This window comes from Streptomyces sp. R818 (genome assembly GCF_056172735.1).
Window position 1 is genome coordinate 301,721 of the sequence record NZ_JAOCNE010000013.1, and the last position, 14,371, is coordinate 316,091.

At 71.7% G+C, this 14,371-nt stretch carries 14 protein-coding genes, 1 pseudogene and 1 riboswitch; of the genes and pseudogenes, 12 read left to right on the forward strand and 3 right to left on the reverse strand.

The features are described from left to right. Positions 1-67: 67 nt before the first annotated feature. Entirely contained in the window at positions 68-358 is a 291-nt protein-coding gene (locus N5I75_RS30795) for a type II toxin-antitoxin system Phd/YefM family antitoxin (protein ID WP_476682836.1), read from the reverse strand. A 95-nt stretch (positions 359-453) separates the two neighbouring features. On the opposite strand from N5I75_RS30795, the gene N5I75_RS30800 reads away from it, so the two are divergent. The 3 genes from N5I75_RS30800 (at position 454) to N5I75_RS30810 (ending at position 2,461) form a co-directional block, all read left to right on the forward strand. Continuing rightward, positions 454-1,089, forward strand: a complete 636-nt coding sequence (locus tag N5I75_RS30800) for an ATP-dependent Clp protease proteolytic subunit (RefSeq protein ID WP_476682838.1) — start codon at positions 454-456, stop codon at positions 1,087-1,089. Positions 1,090-1,096: 7 nt separating this feature from the next. Then, entirely contained in the window at positions 1,097-1,405 is a 309-nt protein-coding gene (locus tag N5I75_RS30805) for a hypothetical protein (protein ID WP_476682840.1), read from the forward strand. A 390-nt stretch (positions 1,406-1,795) separates the two neighbouring features. After that, positions 1,796-1,984, forward strand: a riboswitch (cyclic di-AMP (ydaO/yuaA leader). Between the two features lie 3 nt (positions 1,985-1,987). Continuing rightward, complete coding sequence (locus N5I75_RS30810) at positions 1,988-2,461, forward strand: C40 family peptidase (RefSeq protein ID WP_476682841.1); 474 nt, start codon at positions 1,988-1,990, stop codon at positions 2,459-2,461. A gap of 89 nt (positions 2,462-2,550) precedes the next feature. Here N5I75_RS30810 and N5I75_RS30815 read toward each other — a convergent pair whose 3' ends face one another. Further along, positions 2,551-3,009 (reverse strand): ATP-binding protein, encoded by a 459-nt coding sequence (locus tag N5I75_RS30815; protein ID WP_476682843.1) that lies wholly within the window; start codon positions 3,007-3,009, stop codon positions 2,551-2,553. A gap of 285 nt (positions 3,010-3,294) precedes the next feature. Here N5I75_RS30815 and N5I75_RS30820 point away from each other — a divergent pair, with 285 nt between their 5' ends. Both N5I75_RS30820 and N5I75_RS30825 read left to right on the forward strand, forming a co-directional pair. Continuing rightward, a complete protein-coding gene (locus N5I75_RS30820; protein ID WP_476682845.1) occupies positions 3,295-4,146 on the forward strand; it encodes a helix-turn-helix domain-containing protein in 852 nt (283 codons plus the stop codon). Positions 4,147-4,200: 54 nt separating this feature from the next. Then, the gene (locus tag N5I75_RS30825; RefSeq protein ID WP_476682847.1) at positions 4,201-4,434 is read left to right on the forward strand and encodes a DUF397 domain-containing protein; all 234 of its coding nucleotides are present in this window, start codon (positions 4,201-4,203) and stop codon (positions 4,432-4,434) included. Here the strand turns inward: N5I75_RS30825 and N5I75_RS30830 are convergent. Further along, positions 4,415-5,587, reverse strand: a complete 1,173-nt coding sequence (locus N5I75_RS30830; RefSeq protein ID WP_476682849.1) for an 8-amino-7-oxononanoate synthase — start codon at positions 5,585-5,587, stop codon at positions 4,415-4,417. The genes N5I75_RS30825 and N5I75_RS30830 overlap by 20 nt on opposite strands. A gap of 190 nt (positions 5,588-5,777) precedes the next feature. Here N5I75_RS30830 and bioB point away from each other — a divergent pair, with 190 nt between their 5' ends. The 7 genes and pseudogenes from bioB (at position 5,778) to N5I75_RS30865 (ending at position 14,239) form a co-directional block, all read left to right on the forward strand. Next, positions 5,778-6,932: a biotin synthase BioB gene (gene bioB, locus N5I75_RS30835; protein ID WP_476682851.1), complete on the forward strand. Its 1,155-nt coding sequence runs from the start codon at positions 5,778-5,780 to the stop codon at positions 6,930-6,932. Next, positions 6,925-8,201: pseudogene (locus N5I75_RS30840) on the forward strand (adenosylmethionine--8-amino-7-oxononanoate transaminase). Before bioB ends, N5I75_RS30840 begins: the two are co-directional and overlap by 8 nt. Before the next feature lie 83 nt (positions 8,202-8,284). Then, positions 8,285-8,995 (forward strand): dethiobiotin synthase, encoded by a 711-nt coding sequence (gene bioD, locus N5I75_RS30845; protein ID WP_476682853.1) that lies wholly within the window; start codon positions 8,285-8,287, stop codon positions 8,993-8,995. Between the two features lie 508 nt (positions 8,996-9,503). Further along, complete coding sequence (locus N5I75_RS30850) at positions 9,504-10,190, forward strand: class I SAM-dependent methyltransferase (RefSeq protein WP_476682855.1); 687 nt, start codon at positions 9,504-9,506, stop codon at positions 10,188-10,190. A 68-nt stretch (positions 10,191-10,258) separates the two neighbouring features. Continuing rightward, a complete protein-coding gene (locus tag N5I75_RS30855; RefSeq protein WP_476682857.1) occupies positions 10,259-11,113 on the forward strand; it encodes an ABC transporter ATP-binding protein in 855 nt (284 codons plus the stop codon). Positions 11,114-11,115: 2 nt separating this feature from the next. After that, positions 11,116-13,680, forward strand: a complete 2,565-nt coding sequence (locus N5I75_RS30860) for an ABC transporter permease (RefSeq protein ID WP_476682859.1) — start codon at positions 11,116-11,118, stop codon at positions 13,678-13,680. A gap of 67 nt (positions 13,681-13,747) precedes the next feature. Then, positions 13,748-14,239, forward strand: coding sequence for a GNAT family N-acetyltransferase (locus N5I75_RS30865; RefSeq protein WP_476682861.1), 492 nt, complete (start codon positions 13,748-13,750; stop codon positions 14,237-14,239). The last annotated feature ends 132 nt before the right edge of the window (positions 14,240-14,371 follow it).

Sequence of the window (14,371 nt, forward strand, 5' to 3'; positions counted from 1 at the left end):
CGGGGGTGCACGGCCTTCTCGTGCGTGGCGTGCGTGGCGTGCGTGGCGTGTGACGTGCGCGCCCGCGCTACCTGACGTCCGGCCCCCGGTGCTCCGCCGCGATACCGAACCGCCGGCGTTCGCCCGGAGCGGACGGGAGGGGATCGACGCGGGAGACGGAGCTGATCATCGGCTCCTCCGCGGGCTCGGCGGCGGCGCGGTCGAGGGCTTCGAGTCGCTCCAGGTCAGCGGCGGAGACGAGGGCGACGAGGGGCTTGCCGTGCCGGGTGACCACGACGCGTTCGGCCCCGTACACGACGCGGTTGATCAGATCCGCCAGCTCGGCCCGGGCTTGCGTCACCGGAATCTCGTAGGCCATGCTCCCCATCGTACGAGATGTACGTCCTGTACATTTTTTACAGCCGCTGAGCCGCAGCGAGGCGCGAAGCGATGAGCACAGGAGGCGCGAGCACCATGACCCGTCCGTCCGGCCGCCATGTCCTGCCCGAGTTCACGGAACGCACCACCTCGGGGCACCGCACGCTCGACCCGTACGCGAAGCTGCTCGAGGAGCGCATCGTGCTGCTCGGGACGCCGATCGACGACACGTCGGCCAACGACGTGATGGCCCAGTTCATGCACCTGGAGTACGCGGCGCCCGACCGCGACATCTCGCTGTACATCAACTCCCCCGGCGGCTCGTTCAGCGCGATGACGGCGGTCTACGACACGATGCGATACGTCAGTTGCGAGGTGGAGACGGTGTGTCTCGGGCAGGCCGCGTCCGTCGCCGCCGTGCTGCTCGCGGCCGGGGCGCCGGGCAAACGCCTGATGCTGCCGGGCGCCCGCCTGGTGCTCGACCAGCCGGCGCTGCCCGAGCCCGCGCGGGGCCAGCCCACCGATCTGGAGATCCAGGCCCGCGAGATGGTGCGGACGCGTGAGCGGCTCGAGGAGCTGCTCGCGCGCCACACCGGGCAGGAGCGGGAGCGCGTCAGCCGGGACATCGAGCGGGACACCGTGCTCGACGCGCGGCAGGCGGTGGAGTACGGCCTGGTGGACCGGGTCGTGCGGAACCGCGGGAGCGTGCCCGGCGCGCAGGCCGGGCGGTGACCCGCCGGTGTTCCCGCCCGAACTTCCGCCCCTGCCCGCCCTGACCCGCGCCGAGTGCGCGCTCGTGGACAGCTATCTGGCGGTGGTCGACCTGCTCGCCCGTATCAATCCGGCGCGCGGCGAGGACACGTACCGGGGGCTGCGCGCGGCGCAGGCGCTGGTGAGCCGGGCGACGGAGCTGCGCGAGGCGCTCGAACTGATGCACCGAAGGGGTGAGAGCGAGGTGCACGCCGCAACCCTGGAGCGGGCTCTGCGCGTCCTCGACGGTGAGAGGCGCACTCAGCGGATCACTTTGCCGCCTGAGACGGTCGCGTGAGGTCATCGAAGGTCGAGTTCGGTCAACCGCGGTCGGTCGAGGTCCCCTTCGGTCGCTTTCGACACGAACGGTCGGCGCCCATACCGAAACGGCCCAGATGGTGGACCGCCGAACAGCCTAGATTCCCGTACGTCGACGAGGCGGCCCGAGTTGCGCTCCGGCCGTACGCGCACAGCGGAATCAGGCGTTCCGTGCCTGGTGCGCGCGTGGTCGGGGGTCGTTGCCGGGGCTCGAAAGGCGCACTGTCCACCTGAACGGGTCAAGCGTGAGGAGCCTCACTTACCGCCGGTTCAACTCGGATTCCACCCCACATGTGCGTGAAGATCCCTTCGACGACGACAAGCCCCCGCCGCCGCGGCGGGGCGGTCCGTGCGGACGCCGAGTCCTGCCGCCGTACGGATGCCAGGTCGACAGAAGTGCATCGGCAGGAGTGGAGGACCCAGGCACGACGGGCCACCGGCCCACCTTGACGAAGGTGGTGTCCGAGCGGCCCTTGGGGTGAAGCCGCGCACGCGGCCGGGCATCTTCGCCTGCCCGAACCCGACAGGTCATCCTTCACAGGCGGCTGACGAAGGGTTGCGCATGACTGCGCTCAATCGTGTTCCGTCGCTGCTGACCCGGGCCGGCACCGCGTCGGCCCTCACACTGGCGGTCGCCGGTGCGGGGCTGATGGTCCCCGGCACCGCGTCCGAGGCAGCGGCGGCCACGGCCTCGACCAAGGCTCTGAAGGTCGCGGCCTCGAAGAAGGGTGCACCGTACAAGTGGGGGGCTTCGGGCCCGCACTGGTTCGACTGCTCGGGGCTCACGCTCTACTCGTTCAAGCGGGCGGGGAAGAAACTGCCGCGCACCGCGGCCCAGCAGTACAACAAGACCCGTCATGTCTCCGCGTCCCACCGCAAGACAGGTGACCTGGTCTTCTTCCATTCGGGCCGGAGCGTCTACCACGTCGGCATCTACGCCGGGAAGGGACGCATCTGGCACTCGCCGAAGACCGGTGACGTCGTGCGGCTGCAGAAGATCTGGACGAAGAGCGTCTGGTACGGCCGGGTGCGCTGAGCGCGCCCTTGCGTGACACCGTGGGGGCGGGCCTGGCGCCGGGCACGTCCCCACACCCACGCGCACACGTGTGACCCGGCCACACCGCCTCAGCAGGCGGTGCCGCGGCGGGACACGCCGCCGTTGAGCCCGGTGATCCACGGCAGCGAGATCCATACGGTCTTGCCGCCCTCCGCCGTGGGCGCGACCGACAGGCGTCCGCCGCACTCCGCGGTGAGGCTGCGGACGATCACCATGCCCCGCCCGTTGTCCTGCGCGACGGCGGCGGGAAGTCGCTTGGGATAGCGCGGGTGGCTGTCGGTGACGCCGATCCGCAGCTGTTCGTCGCGTTCGAGCTCCACGTCGATGGTGAACGTGGGCGACTGGCCCAGGGTGTGCTGCACGGCGTTGGTCGCGAGCTCCGAGACGATCAGGCGCACCGTGTCCGCCGCGTCGGTGTCCCCCGGCAGCCCCCACTCGGCCAGCACGGTGCTCACGTACCGGCGGGCGGCGGAGACCGAGGCGGCGGTGCTCGGCAGCGTGACGGATGCTTCCTGGTGGTCTGCCATGGCGACGTCGTCCCTTTCCCACCGGGGCCGCACCTGCGACTCTGGCGGTGCGCTGGCGTGCGGCCTCCGACTTCTGCTTCGCGCCAGACTGCCATCTGGATGCCCTCCGGTGCTGACGATCCCGCGAGAAATGCATATATCTGTCGCTCGATGCGGTGAACTCTGCGACGGTAGACCGTATTTGGGCGCGCGCACACCGGTTCCTCTACCGTCTGCTCAAAGGCCGTGCTGATCGGGATGGGAAGGAGCCCGGTGACGCGGCCCGTGGAGCGTTGAGGAGTCGGCATGAAGTACGGTCCCGCGGTGCGTCGTCGCAAACTCGGTTCGGAGCTGCGCGCGTTACGAGTCCAGGCCGGTCTGACGAGCGGCCAGGCGGCCCGGCTCGTCGGCTGGCACCAGTCGAAGGTGAGCCGGATCGAGACAGGACGCAGCGGCGTGAAAGCGTCGGACGTGCTGCGGTTGCTCGACGCGTTCGAGACAGCCGATCCGCACCGGCGCGACCTCGTCGTGGCGCTGGCCGGTGCGGAGGATACGGGCGGTCAGCACTGGTGGCAGGCGTACCGGGGGCTGCTGCCGCCGTCGTACCGCGACTTCATCAGCCTGGAGTCGCAGGCGTGCCGGATCCGGACGCTGGAGACGAGCGTGGTGCCGGGGCTTCTGCAGACACCCGAGTATGCGCGCGCGGTCACACGTTCCGTGCTGCCGGACTCGCCCGACTCACATGTCGAGGCGCTGGTCGAAGTGCGGCTCGCACGTCAGGAAGTGCTGCGGGCGCAGCCCCCGTTGCAGTTGAGCGCGGTGCTCGACGAAGGGGTATTGCGCCGCGAAGTGGGAGGACCGGGGATTCTGCGGCGGCAGGTGGCACACCTGGCCGAGGTGGCACATATGGAACATGTCCGGATTCAGGTGCTCCCATTCTCCGCGGGTGGCCACATCGGCCTCACCGGCCCTTTCGTTGTGTTTTCATTTCCGAACACTTCTGATCTGGATGTGGTTGTTCTCGACCATTTGACGAGTAGCCTCTACCTGGAACGGAAAGAAGACCTCACGGCGTACACCGACGCCTTCGATGCTCTTCTCCTCCGTGCCATGTCACCCGAGGACTCGTTGGAATTCATCGCACAGATCGCCGGATAACGAGGACGAGGACGCCGACACCTCGCCCCCGCCCGGCACTGCGAAGGGGGCACCATGAATGCACTGCCTCGGCATGTTCCTTCCGTTCCCTCAAGCTCGTCGCTGAGCGGCGCGCGGTGGCGGCGCAGCAGCCGCAGCACCGGCGCCAACAACTGCGTCGAGACAGCCCCCCTGACCTCGGGGCACACGGCCGGACTCGTGGGTGTCCGCGACTCCAAGAACACCGCGGGACCCGCGCTGCTGTTCGCCCCCTCCGCATGGGAGGGGTTCATCGACTCCTTACGGTGAACGCGCCGGTCGGAGCCGTGCGGCTGATCACCCGAACCGCCTCGCCGAGCTGTTCACCGGTGAGGTCGGCGCGGGCGGTCAGCCGCAGCCGTGAGACGCCGTCCGGCACGGACGGCGGACGGAAACATCCCACCGACAGACCTTCCGCACGACACTCCGCGGCCCAGCGCACCGCCTCGTCCGGTGACGGGGCCCGCACCGAGACGACCGCGGCGTCCGGCCGCACCGCCGACAGGCCTTCGGCGGTGAGCAGTTGGTGCAAGGTGGTCGCCACTTCGCGGGCGCGGTCCGCGCGGTGCGGCTCACGGCGCAGCAGACGCAGGGCGGCCAGCGCCGCCCCGGCCGCGGCGGGCGCGAGGCCGGTGTCGAAGATGAACGTACGGGCCGCGTTGACGAGGTGCTCGATGACGTGCGCCGGGCCGAGGACCGCGCCGCCCTGACTGCCGAAGGACTTGGAGAGGGTGACGGTGACCACCGTGTCCGGGGCACCCGCGAGCCCCGCCGCGTACGGGGCGCCGCGGCCGCCGGGACCGAGCACGCCCAGACCGTGCGCGTCGTCGACGAGCAGCCCCGCCCCGAACTCGCGGCACATTACGCCCAGTTCGGTGAGCGGCGCCCGGTCCCCGTCGACGGAGAACACCGTGTCCGAGACCACGACGGCCGGTCCTTCGTGGGCGGCGAGGGCCTTGCGGACGGCGGCCGGGTCGGCGTGCGGCACGACCTGGGTGGTGGCGCGCGCGAGCCGGCAGCCGTCGATGAGCGAGGCGTGGTTCGCGGCGTCGGACACGATCAGCGCACCGTGCGGGGCGAGCGCGGTGACGGCGGCGAGGTTCGCCGCGTAGCCGGACGACAGGACGAGCGCGGCCTCGGCACCGCAGAACCCGGCCAGTTCGCGCTCCAGTTCGGCGTGGAGTTCGGTGGTGCCGGTGACCAGGCGGGAGCCGGTCGCGCCGCCTCCCCAGCGGCGCGCGGCCTCGGCGGCACCCGCGACGACCTCGGGGTGCCGGGCCAGGCCCAGATAGTCGTTGCTCGCGAGGTCGAGGAGCGGGGAGTCGGCCGGGCGCGGACGCACCGTGCGGACGAGCCCGGCGGCTTCGCGGGCGCGGCGCTGCTCGTCGAGCCAGCCGAACGCCCGCGTGGAGCTAGTACCCATGACTCCCTCTGCTGGTGGATGCGCGGGTGGAACTCACGTAGATGCTTTTGCAGATGCTTTTGTAGGTAATGCACAGACCCTAGTCGCCTCGCCACCGGGTCACGGTGTGGTAATACCCACACGTCGAACGCAGTCCTTTGTACGAAGTCTCCTTTCGCCGGGGCGGCCCGATAGGCAAGGATCAGGCGCCATGGACCTGCTGAACACGCTGGTGGACAAGGGGCTGCGGCGCGAGCCGCCGAGCCGTGAAGAGGCGCTCGCCGTGCTGGCGACGTCGGACGAGGACCTGCTCGACGTGGTGGCGGCGGCCGGGAAGGTGCGCCGTACGTGGTTCGGGCGCCGGGTCAAGCTGAACTACCTGGTCAACCTGAAGTCGGGGCTCTGTCCCGAGGACTGTTCGTACTGCTCGCAGCGGCTGGGCTCCAAGGCGGAGATCCTCAAGTACACCTGGCTGAAGCCCGACGAGGCGTCCAAGGCGGCCGCCGCCGGGGTCGCGGGCGGCGCCAAGCGGGTGTGTCTCGTGGCGAGCGGGCGCGGCCCGACGGACAACGACGTGGAGCGGGTCGCGAAGACGATCGACGCGATCAAGTCCGAGAACGAGGACGTCGAGGTGTGCGCCTGTCTGGGGCTGCTCTCCGACGGGCAGGCGGAGCGGCTGCGCGGGGCGGGCGCGGACGCCTACAACCACAACCTGAACACGTCCGAGGCCACCTACGCGGACATCACCACGACGCACACGTATGCGGACCGGGTCGACACCGTGCGCAAGGCGCACGCGGCCGGTCTGTCGGCGTGCTCCGGGCTGATCGCCGGGATGGGCGAGAGCGACGAGGACCTGGTCGACGTCGTGTTCGGCCTGCGCGCCCTCGACCCGGACTCGGTGCCGGTCAACTTCCTGATCCCCTTCGAGGGGACGCCGCTGGCCAAGGAGTGGAACCTCACGCCGCAGCGCTGCCTGCGCATCCTCGCCATGGTCCGCTTCGTCTGCCCGGACGTGGAGGTGCGGATCGCGGGCGGGCGCGAGGTGCATCTGCGCTCGATGCAGCCGCTCGCCCTGCACATCGCCAACTCCATCTTCCTCGGCGACTACCTGACCAGTGAGGGGCAGGCGGGCAGGGCCGACCTGGAGATGATCGCGGACGCCGGGTTCGAGGTGGAGGGGGCCGGTGAGGTGACGCTGCCCGCACACCGGGCGGGTGGCTGCGGGTCCGCGTGCGCCGGGGACGGTGCGGAGGTGACCGCGGACGTGGCGGCCGAGGGGGCGGCCGAGGTGCCCGCGGCGCGGACCGATCTGGTGGCCGTACGGCGGCGGGGCGCGGGGACGGATGTCGCGCCGAATGCCTGACGCACGTGTGACCGAGTTGCTCGCGCTCGACCGGCAGCACGTGTGGCATCCGTACGGGCCCATGCCGGGCCGCCAGGAGCCCCTCGTCGTGGAGTCGGCGGCCGGGGTGCGGCTGCGGGTCGCCGGGCACGGGGAGCTGGTCGACGCCATGTCGTCCTGGTGGTCGGCGATCCACGGCTACCGCCACCCCGCGCTCGACGAGGCGGCGCGCGGGCAGCTTGAGCGGATGAGCCATGTCATGTTCGGCGGGCTCACCCATGAGCCCGCCGTGCGGCTCGCGAAGCGGCTCGTCGACATGACACCGGACGGCCTGGAACATGTGTTTCTGGCCGACTCCGGGTCGGTCTCGGTCGAGGTGGCCCTCAAGATGTGTCTGCAGTACTGGCGCTCGCTCGGCCGGCCCGGGAAACGCCGGCTCCTCACGTGGCGCGGCGGGTATCACGGCGACACCTGGCAGCCGATGTCCGTGTGTGACCCCGAGGGCGGGATGCACGGGCTGTGGGCCGGGGTGCTGCCGGAGCAGGTGTTCGCCGACGCGCCGCCGTCCGCGTACGAGGAGTCGTACGCGGAGGGGCTGCGGGAGCTGGTCGGACGGCACGCGCACGAGCTGGCCGCGGTCGTGGTCGAGCCCGTGGTGCAGGGGCGGGCGGGATGCGGTTCCACTCCCCCGCGTATCTGCGGGTGTTGCGGGAGGTGTGCGACGCGCACGACGTGTTGCTCGTGTTCGACGAGATCGCGACGGGGTTCGGGCGGACCGGGGCGTTGTTCGCGGCGGAACATGCCGCGGTGACGCCGGATGTGATGTGTGTCGGCAAGGCGCTCACGGGCGGGTACATGACGCTCGCCGCGACGCTGTGCACGGCGCGGGTCGCCGGAGGTATCTCGCGCGGTGCGGTGCCGGTGCTCGCGCACGGGCCCACCTTCATGGGAAACCCGCTGGCGGCGGCGGTGGCGTGCGCGTCCATCGACCTGTTGCTGGGGCAGGACTGGCTTGCCGAGGTCAAACGTGTCGAGGCCGGTCTGCGTGCGGGCCTTGCCGAGGCGGCGGAGGTGCCGGGGGTGCGCGAGGTACGTGTCTTCGGCGCCATCGGGGTCGTCCAGCTCGACCACGAGGTGGACGTGGCGGCGGCTACGCGGGCGGCGGTCGCGGAAGGTGTCTGGCTGCGGCCGTTCCGCGATCTCGTCTACACCATGCCGCCGTACGTCACCGGGGACGAGGACGTGGCACGGATCGGGCGCGCGGTGTGCGCGGCGGCGCGGAAGGGGTGAGTGTGGTGGGTGCGACAGGTACGCCGGGTGCATCGGGTACTGCAGGTACGCCGGGTACGACAGGTACGCCGGGTGCGGGGCAGGTGCTGGTGGTCACCGGGACCGGGACAGAGATCGGCAAGACGGTGACGACGGCTGCGATCGCCGCTGTCGCGGTGCGGGCGGGGCGGTCGGTGGCCGTGCTCAAACCCGCGCAGACAGGTGTCGCGCCGGGTGAGCCCGGGGACGTCGACGAGGTGGTGCGGCTGGCGGGGGCCGCCGTGACGCCGGTCGAGCTGGGCCGCTTTCCCGAGCCCCTCGCGCCCGGGACGGCCGCGGCGCGGGCCGGGATGGAACCCGTACGGCCTGCGCGGGTCGCCGAGGCGGCGGAGAAGCTGGCTGCGTCGCACGATCTGGTGCTTGTCGAGGGGGCAGGTGGGCTGTTGGTGCACTTCGACGCGGAGGGGGCGACGTTGGCCGATGCGGCGCGGTTGCTGGGGGCGCCTGTGCTGGTCGTCGCCCGGGCGGGGCTGGGGACGTTGAACTCCGTTCAGCTCACGGCGGAGGCGCTTCGCTGGCGGGGGCTGTCGCAGCTCGGGGTCGTCATCGGCAGTTGGCCCGGGGAGCCGGGGTTGGCTGAGCGGTGCAATGTTCGGGACCTGCCTCGTGTGGCGGGGGCCGGGGTGGTGGGGGCGGTGCCCGAGGGGGCGGGGGCCTTGCCGGAGGATGCGTTCCGGGTGCGGGCGTCCGGGTGGCTGGGGCCCGAGTTGGGCGGGGTGTGGGATGGGGAGGGGTTTGCGCGGCGGGTCGTTTGAGGGGGCTGCGCGGCGCGGGCCCGGAGGGGGAATGCGGCTTCGGCGGGGTGCCGGGCGGGTGGGCGTCTGCCGTGTGCTCGTGCGATGCCGGGTGTCGCTGCGTCGTGGCTGGGCGCGCCGTTCCCCGCGCCCCTGAGATGCGCACTTCGTGCGCCATCTCAGGGGTGCGCCGCACCATGCTCGGGCAGTGGCTGATATGCGCCTTTCGTGCGGCATCCCGGGGGTGCGCCGCATCGTGCTCGGGCGGTGGCTGAGGTGCGCCTTTCGTGCGGCATTTCGGGGGTGCGCCGCACCATGCTCGGGCGGTGGCTGAGATGCGCCTTTCGTGCGCCATCTCAGGGGTGCGCCGCACCATGCTCGGGCGGTGGCTGAGATGCGCCTTTCGTGCGGCATCTCGGGGGTGCTCCGGGCTGGGTCTCTGCTCGGGCGGCGGTGCGAGAGTTCGTTCGTTCTGGGGGTGGGGCGGGAAGAATCGGTGGGACCAGTCGGGGTGGCTTAGGAGGGTTTCATGGTGGGCCGGAAGCCGTTCCCTGTCAGGAAAGCGGCGCGGGACGTGGTGCGTCATCCCGTCTTCGCCCGGTTCTACGCCCGGTTCAGCGAACGGGCCGAATCCTTGATGGCGCCGGTGCGGAGCGAACTGCTCGGCGGGCTGTCCGGGCGGGTCATCGAGGTCGGCGCGGGGAACGGGCTGAACTTCTCGCACTACCCGGGGACCGTCTCGGAGGTCGTCGCCATCGAACCGGAGCGCACACTGCGGCAGTTGGCCGTGGAGGCGGCCCAGCGCGCCGAGGTGCCGGTGGATGTCGTGCCGGGGGCGGCGGAGGCGTTGCCGGTGAAGAGCGAGGGGTACGACGCGGTCGTGCTGTCGATCGTGCTGTGCAGCGTGCGGGACGTCCCGCGGGCGCTCGCGGAGGTGCGCCGTGTGGTGCGGCCGGGCGGGGAGGTCCGGTTCTTCGAGCATGTCAGGGCGCCGCACCGCACCATGCGGACGGTGCAGGCGGCGCTCGACCGGACGGTGTGGCCGCGGTTGTTCGGGGGGTGCCATGTGGGGCGGGACACGGTGGCGGCGCTCAGGGACGCCGGGTTCGAGGTGGGGCCGTACCGGAAGCTGCTGATGCCCGAGCGCGGGCCCCGGCTGCCCACCTCCTACTGCGTCCTCGGCACGGCACGGCGTCCCGGACTCAAGGACACGTAGGGCGCGCGAGCGGCTATCCTCGTACCCGACCCGAATGCACAACTGACTTACGGAGTAAGGGAGTTGGGGTGGGGGATGCAGACGTGGTCACGGAGGTCGTCGCCGCGCGGGCCAGGGGCCTGACGAAGGCGTACGGCTCCGGGGAGACCCAGGTGCTCGCGCTCGACGCGGTGGACGTGGACATCGCGCGCGGCCGTTTCACGGCGGTCATGGGGCCTTCGGGCTCGGGCAAGTCCACGCTGATGCACTGTCTGGCCGGGCTCGACACCGTCTCGGCGGGACAGGTGTGGCTCGGCGACACGGAGATCACGGGGCTGAAGGAGCGGGAGCTGACACGTTTGCGGCGCGACCGCATCGGGTTCATGTTCCAGTCCTTCAACCTCATACCCACGTTGAACGCGCTCGAGAACATCACGTTGCCGATGGACATCGCGGGCAAGGCCCCGGACCGCGCGTGGCTCGACCAGGTCATCGACACGCTCGGGCTCCGGGACCGGCTGAAGCACCGGCCGGCGCAACTGTCCGGCGGGCAGCAGCAGCGGGTGGCGTGCGCGCGGGCCCTCGCGGCGCGTCCTGAGCTGATCTTCGCCGACGAGCCGACGGGGAACCTGGACTCGCGGGCCGGTCTGGAAGTGCTCGGGTTCCTGCGGGAGGCGGTCGACCGGCTCGGGCAGAGCGTGGTCATGGTCACGCACGACCCGGGCGCCGCCGCCCACGCCGACCTGGTGCTCTTCCTCGGTGACGGACGGCTCGTCGACGAGATGCGCGAGCCGACGGCCGAGGCCGTCCTGGAGCGGATGAAGCGGTTCGACGTCGCCTCCGCGCGCGGCGCCGCGGTCGAACACCAAGCCGGACAACAAGCCGGACAACAAGCCGGACAGCAGGCCGGTCACCACGCCGACCAGCGCGCCTCCGGGCAGTAGCCGTGCTGAGGGCGACGCTGCGGAGCTTCCTCGCGCACAAGGGGCGCCTGACGCTGTCGGCGCTGGCCATCATCCTGTCGGTGGCGTTCGTCGCGGGCAGCCTGATCTTCTCGGACACGGTGGCCCGCACCTTCGACCGGCTGTTCGCCTCGACCTCGGCGGACGTACGGGTAAGCCCGAAAGAGGACAACCTGAGCGAGGCGGTGGCGTCCGGCGAGGTGCGGACGCTGCCCGCGTCGCTCGCCGTGCGGCTCAGGACCGTCGCCGGGGTCGCCGCCACACACATCGACGCCGGGGTCGAGAACATCACGGTCGTCGACCGCGCCAACGAGTCGGTCGGGCCGACCAGCGGCGCCCCGACCATCGCCACCAACTGGGAGCCCACCGACCGCAGTCCGGTCCGGCTGACGTCGGGCCACGCGCCCCGGGGCGGCGGGCAGGCGCTGCTCGACGCGGACACCGCCGACAAGAAGCACGTACGCATCGGGGACACGCTCACGGTCCTCGCGCGGCCCGGCTCGTTCAAGGTCGAGGTCGTCGGCATCGCGACATTCCGCACGACCAACCCGGGCGCCGCCCTGGTGTACCTGGACACCCGCACCGCGCAGCGTCGGCTGCTCGGCGGGGCCGGCCGGGCGACGAGCATCTCGCTCGACGCGGCGGACGGCGTGAGCAACGCGCAGCTCAAGCGGAACGTCACGCAGCGGCTCGGCACGGCGTACGAGGTGAAGACCGCCGCCGAGGACGCCAAGTCGTCGGTCGAGGACCTCGGCGGCTTCCTCGACGTCATCAAGTACGTGATGCTGAGCTTCGCCGGGATCGCCGTCCTCGTCGGTGTGTTCCTCATCGTCAACACCTTCTCGATGCTGATCGCCCAGCGCACCCGTGAGCTGGGGCTGCTCCGGGCGCTCGGCGCCGACCGGCGCCAGGTGCGGCGTTCGGTCCTCACGGAGGCGGTGCTGCTCGGCCTGGTCGGTTCGGCGGTCGGGCTCGGGGTCGGCGTGGGGCTCGCCGCGGGTCTCATCCGGCTCATGAGCGTCTTCGGGATGAACCTCAAGGGCACGGAGATGGTGATCGGGTGGGGGACGCCCGTCGCCGCGTTCGCGGTGGGGGTCGGGGTCACGTTCGTGGCCGCGTACCTGCCCTCGCGGCGGGCGGCCCGCGTCTCCCCCATGGCGGCGCTCGTGGACGCCGAGATCGCCGGGGTGGGGCGGCCGCTGCGGGTGCGCGCGCTCGTCGGCCTGCTGGTCGGGGCGGCGGGCGTGGCCGCGCTCGTCGGCTGTGCGACGGCCGAGCAGACCGGTACGGCCGGTTCGCTGCTCGCGCTCGGCATCGTGCTGACGCTGCTCGCCACGGTCGTCGCGGGGCCGCTGCTGGTGCGCCCCGTGATCCGGGTCCTCGGCGCCGCGTTCCCGGCCGTGTTCGGCTCGGTCGGCCGGATGAGCCAGCGCAACGCGCTGCGCAACCCGCGCCGTACCGGTGCCACGGCGGGCGCCCTCATGGTGGGGCTCGCGCTGGTCGCGGGCATGTCGGTGGCGAGCGCCTCGATGAGCAAGTCGTTCGACGAGCAGATCGACAAGACGCTCGGCGCCGACTTCACCGTGCAGAACGCCAACTTCGCGCCGTTCCCGCAGGAGGTCACCGAGAAGGTCAAGGACACCGCGGGCGTCGGCCTCGTCGTACGGCAGCGGTTCACGCCGATCGCGGTGCACACGCCGGACGGCACACGTGTCGAGACGACCGCCGCCGGGTACGAGGCGCGGCTCGACGACGTGGCACATGTGACGTATGCGCAGGGCTCCACGGCGGCGGCGCTCGCGCCCCGCCACCTCGCGCTGCAGAAGGACTACGCGGACGAGCACGGGGCGCGGGTCGGCAGTGTGCTGCGGGTCGAGCTGCCCGGCGGGCGTCGTGCCGCGTTCCGGGTGGGCGCCCTCACCGACCAGGAGGGCGGCGGCTTCGGCATGCAGGGCGGCTTCTTCATGGGGCTCACCACGCTGGAGCGGTACGTTCCCGGCGGCCAGGACTCCGCGGTGTACGTGAACGCGGCGCCCGGCACCTCGGCGGGGACGCTGCGCGCGAACCTGGAGAAGACGCTCGACCCGTATCCGCAGGTGCAGGTCCGTGACCTGGCCGACTACAAGAAGCTCGTCCACGACCAGATCGCGGTGCTGCTGTACCTCGTGTACGCGCTGCTCGGCCTGGCGATCGTCATCGCGGTCCTCGGCGTCGTCAACACCCTCGCCCTGTCGGTCGTCGAGCGGACCCGGGAGATCGGGCTGCTGCGGGCGATCGGGCTGGCGCGGCGGCAGCTGCGGCGCATGATCCGCCTCGAGTCGGTGGTGATCGCGGTGTTCGGCGCGGTCCTCGGGCTGGCGCTGGGCCTGGTGTGGGGTGTGGCCGCGCAGCAGGTCCTCGCCCTGGAGGGGATGGAGGCGCTGGCGATCCCGTGGACGACGATCGCGGCGGTCGTCGTCGGCTCGGTCCTGGTGGGACTCGCCGCGGCGCTGCTGCCGGCGCTGCGCGCGTCGCGGATGAACGTGCTCGCGGCGATCGCGCACGAGTGAGCGGCCGGGGCGTCCGCCATGTGAAAAAGGGCGGCGCCCCGGCGCGGGCCGGTGATGGGATCGGGCCATGAGTGATCTCGCGAACGACCCGCGTGCGGGCCACCCCGGTGACGTACGCCCCGATTCCCCCGGCGGGCTCCGCATCCGGCCCGCCTCCCCCGCCGATCTCGACGCCGTCCTCGCCTTCTGGAAGACCGCCGCCGAGGGCACGAGCATCAGCGACGACCGCGCGGGCGTGGAGCGCCTCGTCGCGCGCGACCCGGAGGCGCTGCTGCTCGCGGAGCGGCCCGGCGGGGATCTGGTGGGGACCGTCATCGCCGGTTTCGACGGCTGGCGCTGCCATCTGTACCGGCTCGCGGTGCGGCCCGACGCCCGTCGGCAGGGCATCGGCTCGGCGCTGCTCGCCGCCGCCGAGGAGCGGTTCGCGGCGCTGGGCGGACGGCGCGGCGACGCGATGGTGCTCGACCGCAACGAGCGGGCGCACGCCGCGTGGAAGGCCGCCGGGTACGCGCCACAGGCGCAGTGGAGCCGCTGGGTGAAACCGCTGACCGCGGGGTGAGACCGGCACACACAACCACGATACTTTGCCGATCCTTTACTATGGAGGCGTCACCCCGACTTCTGCGAAAGGTGTGAGCGTCCGCCCATGGGCGAGCCCCCTAGTACCCGGTCCCTTCTCCAGCGCGTTCCC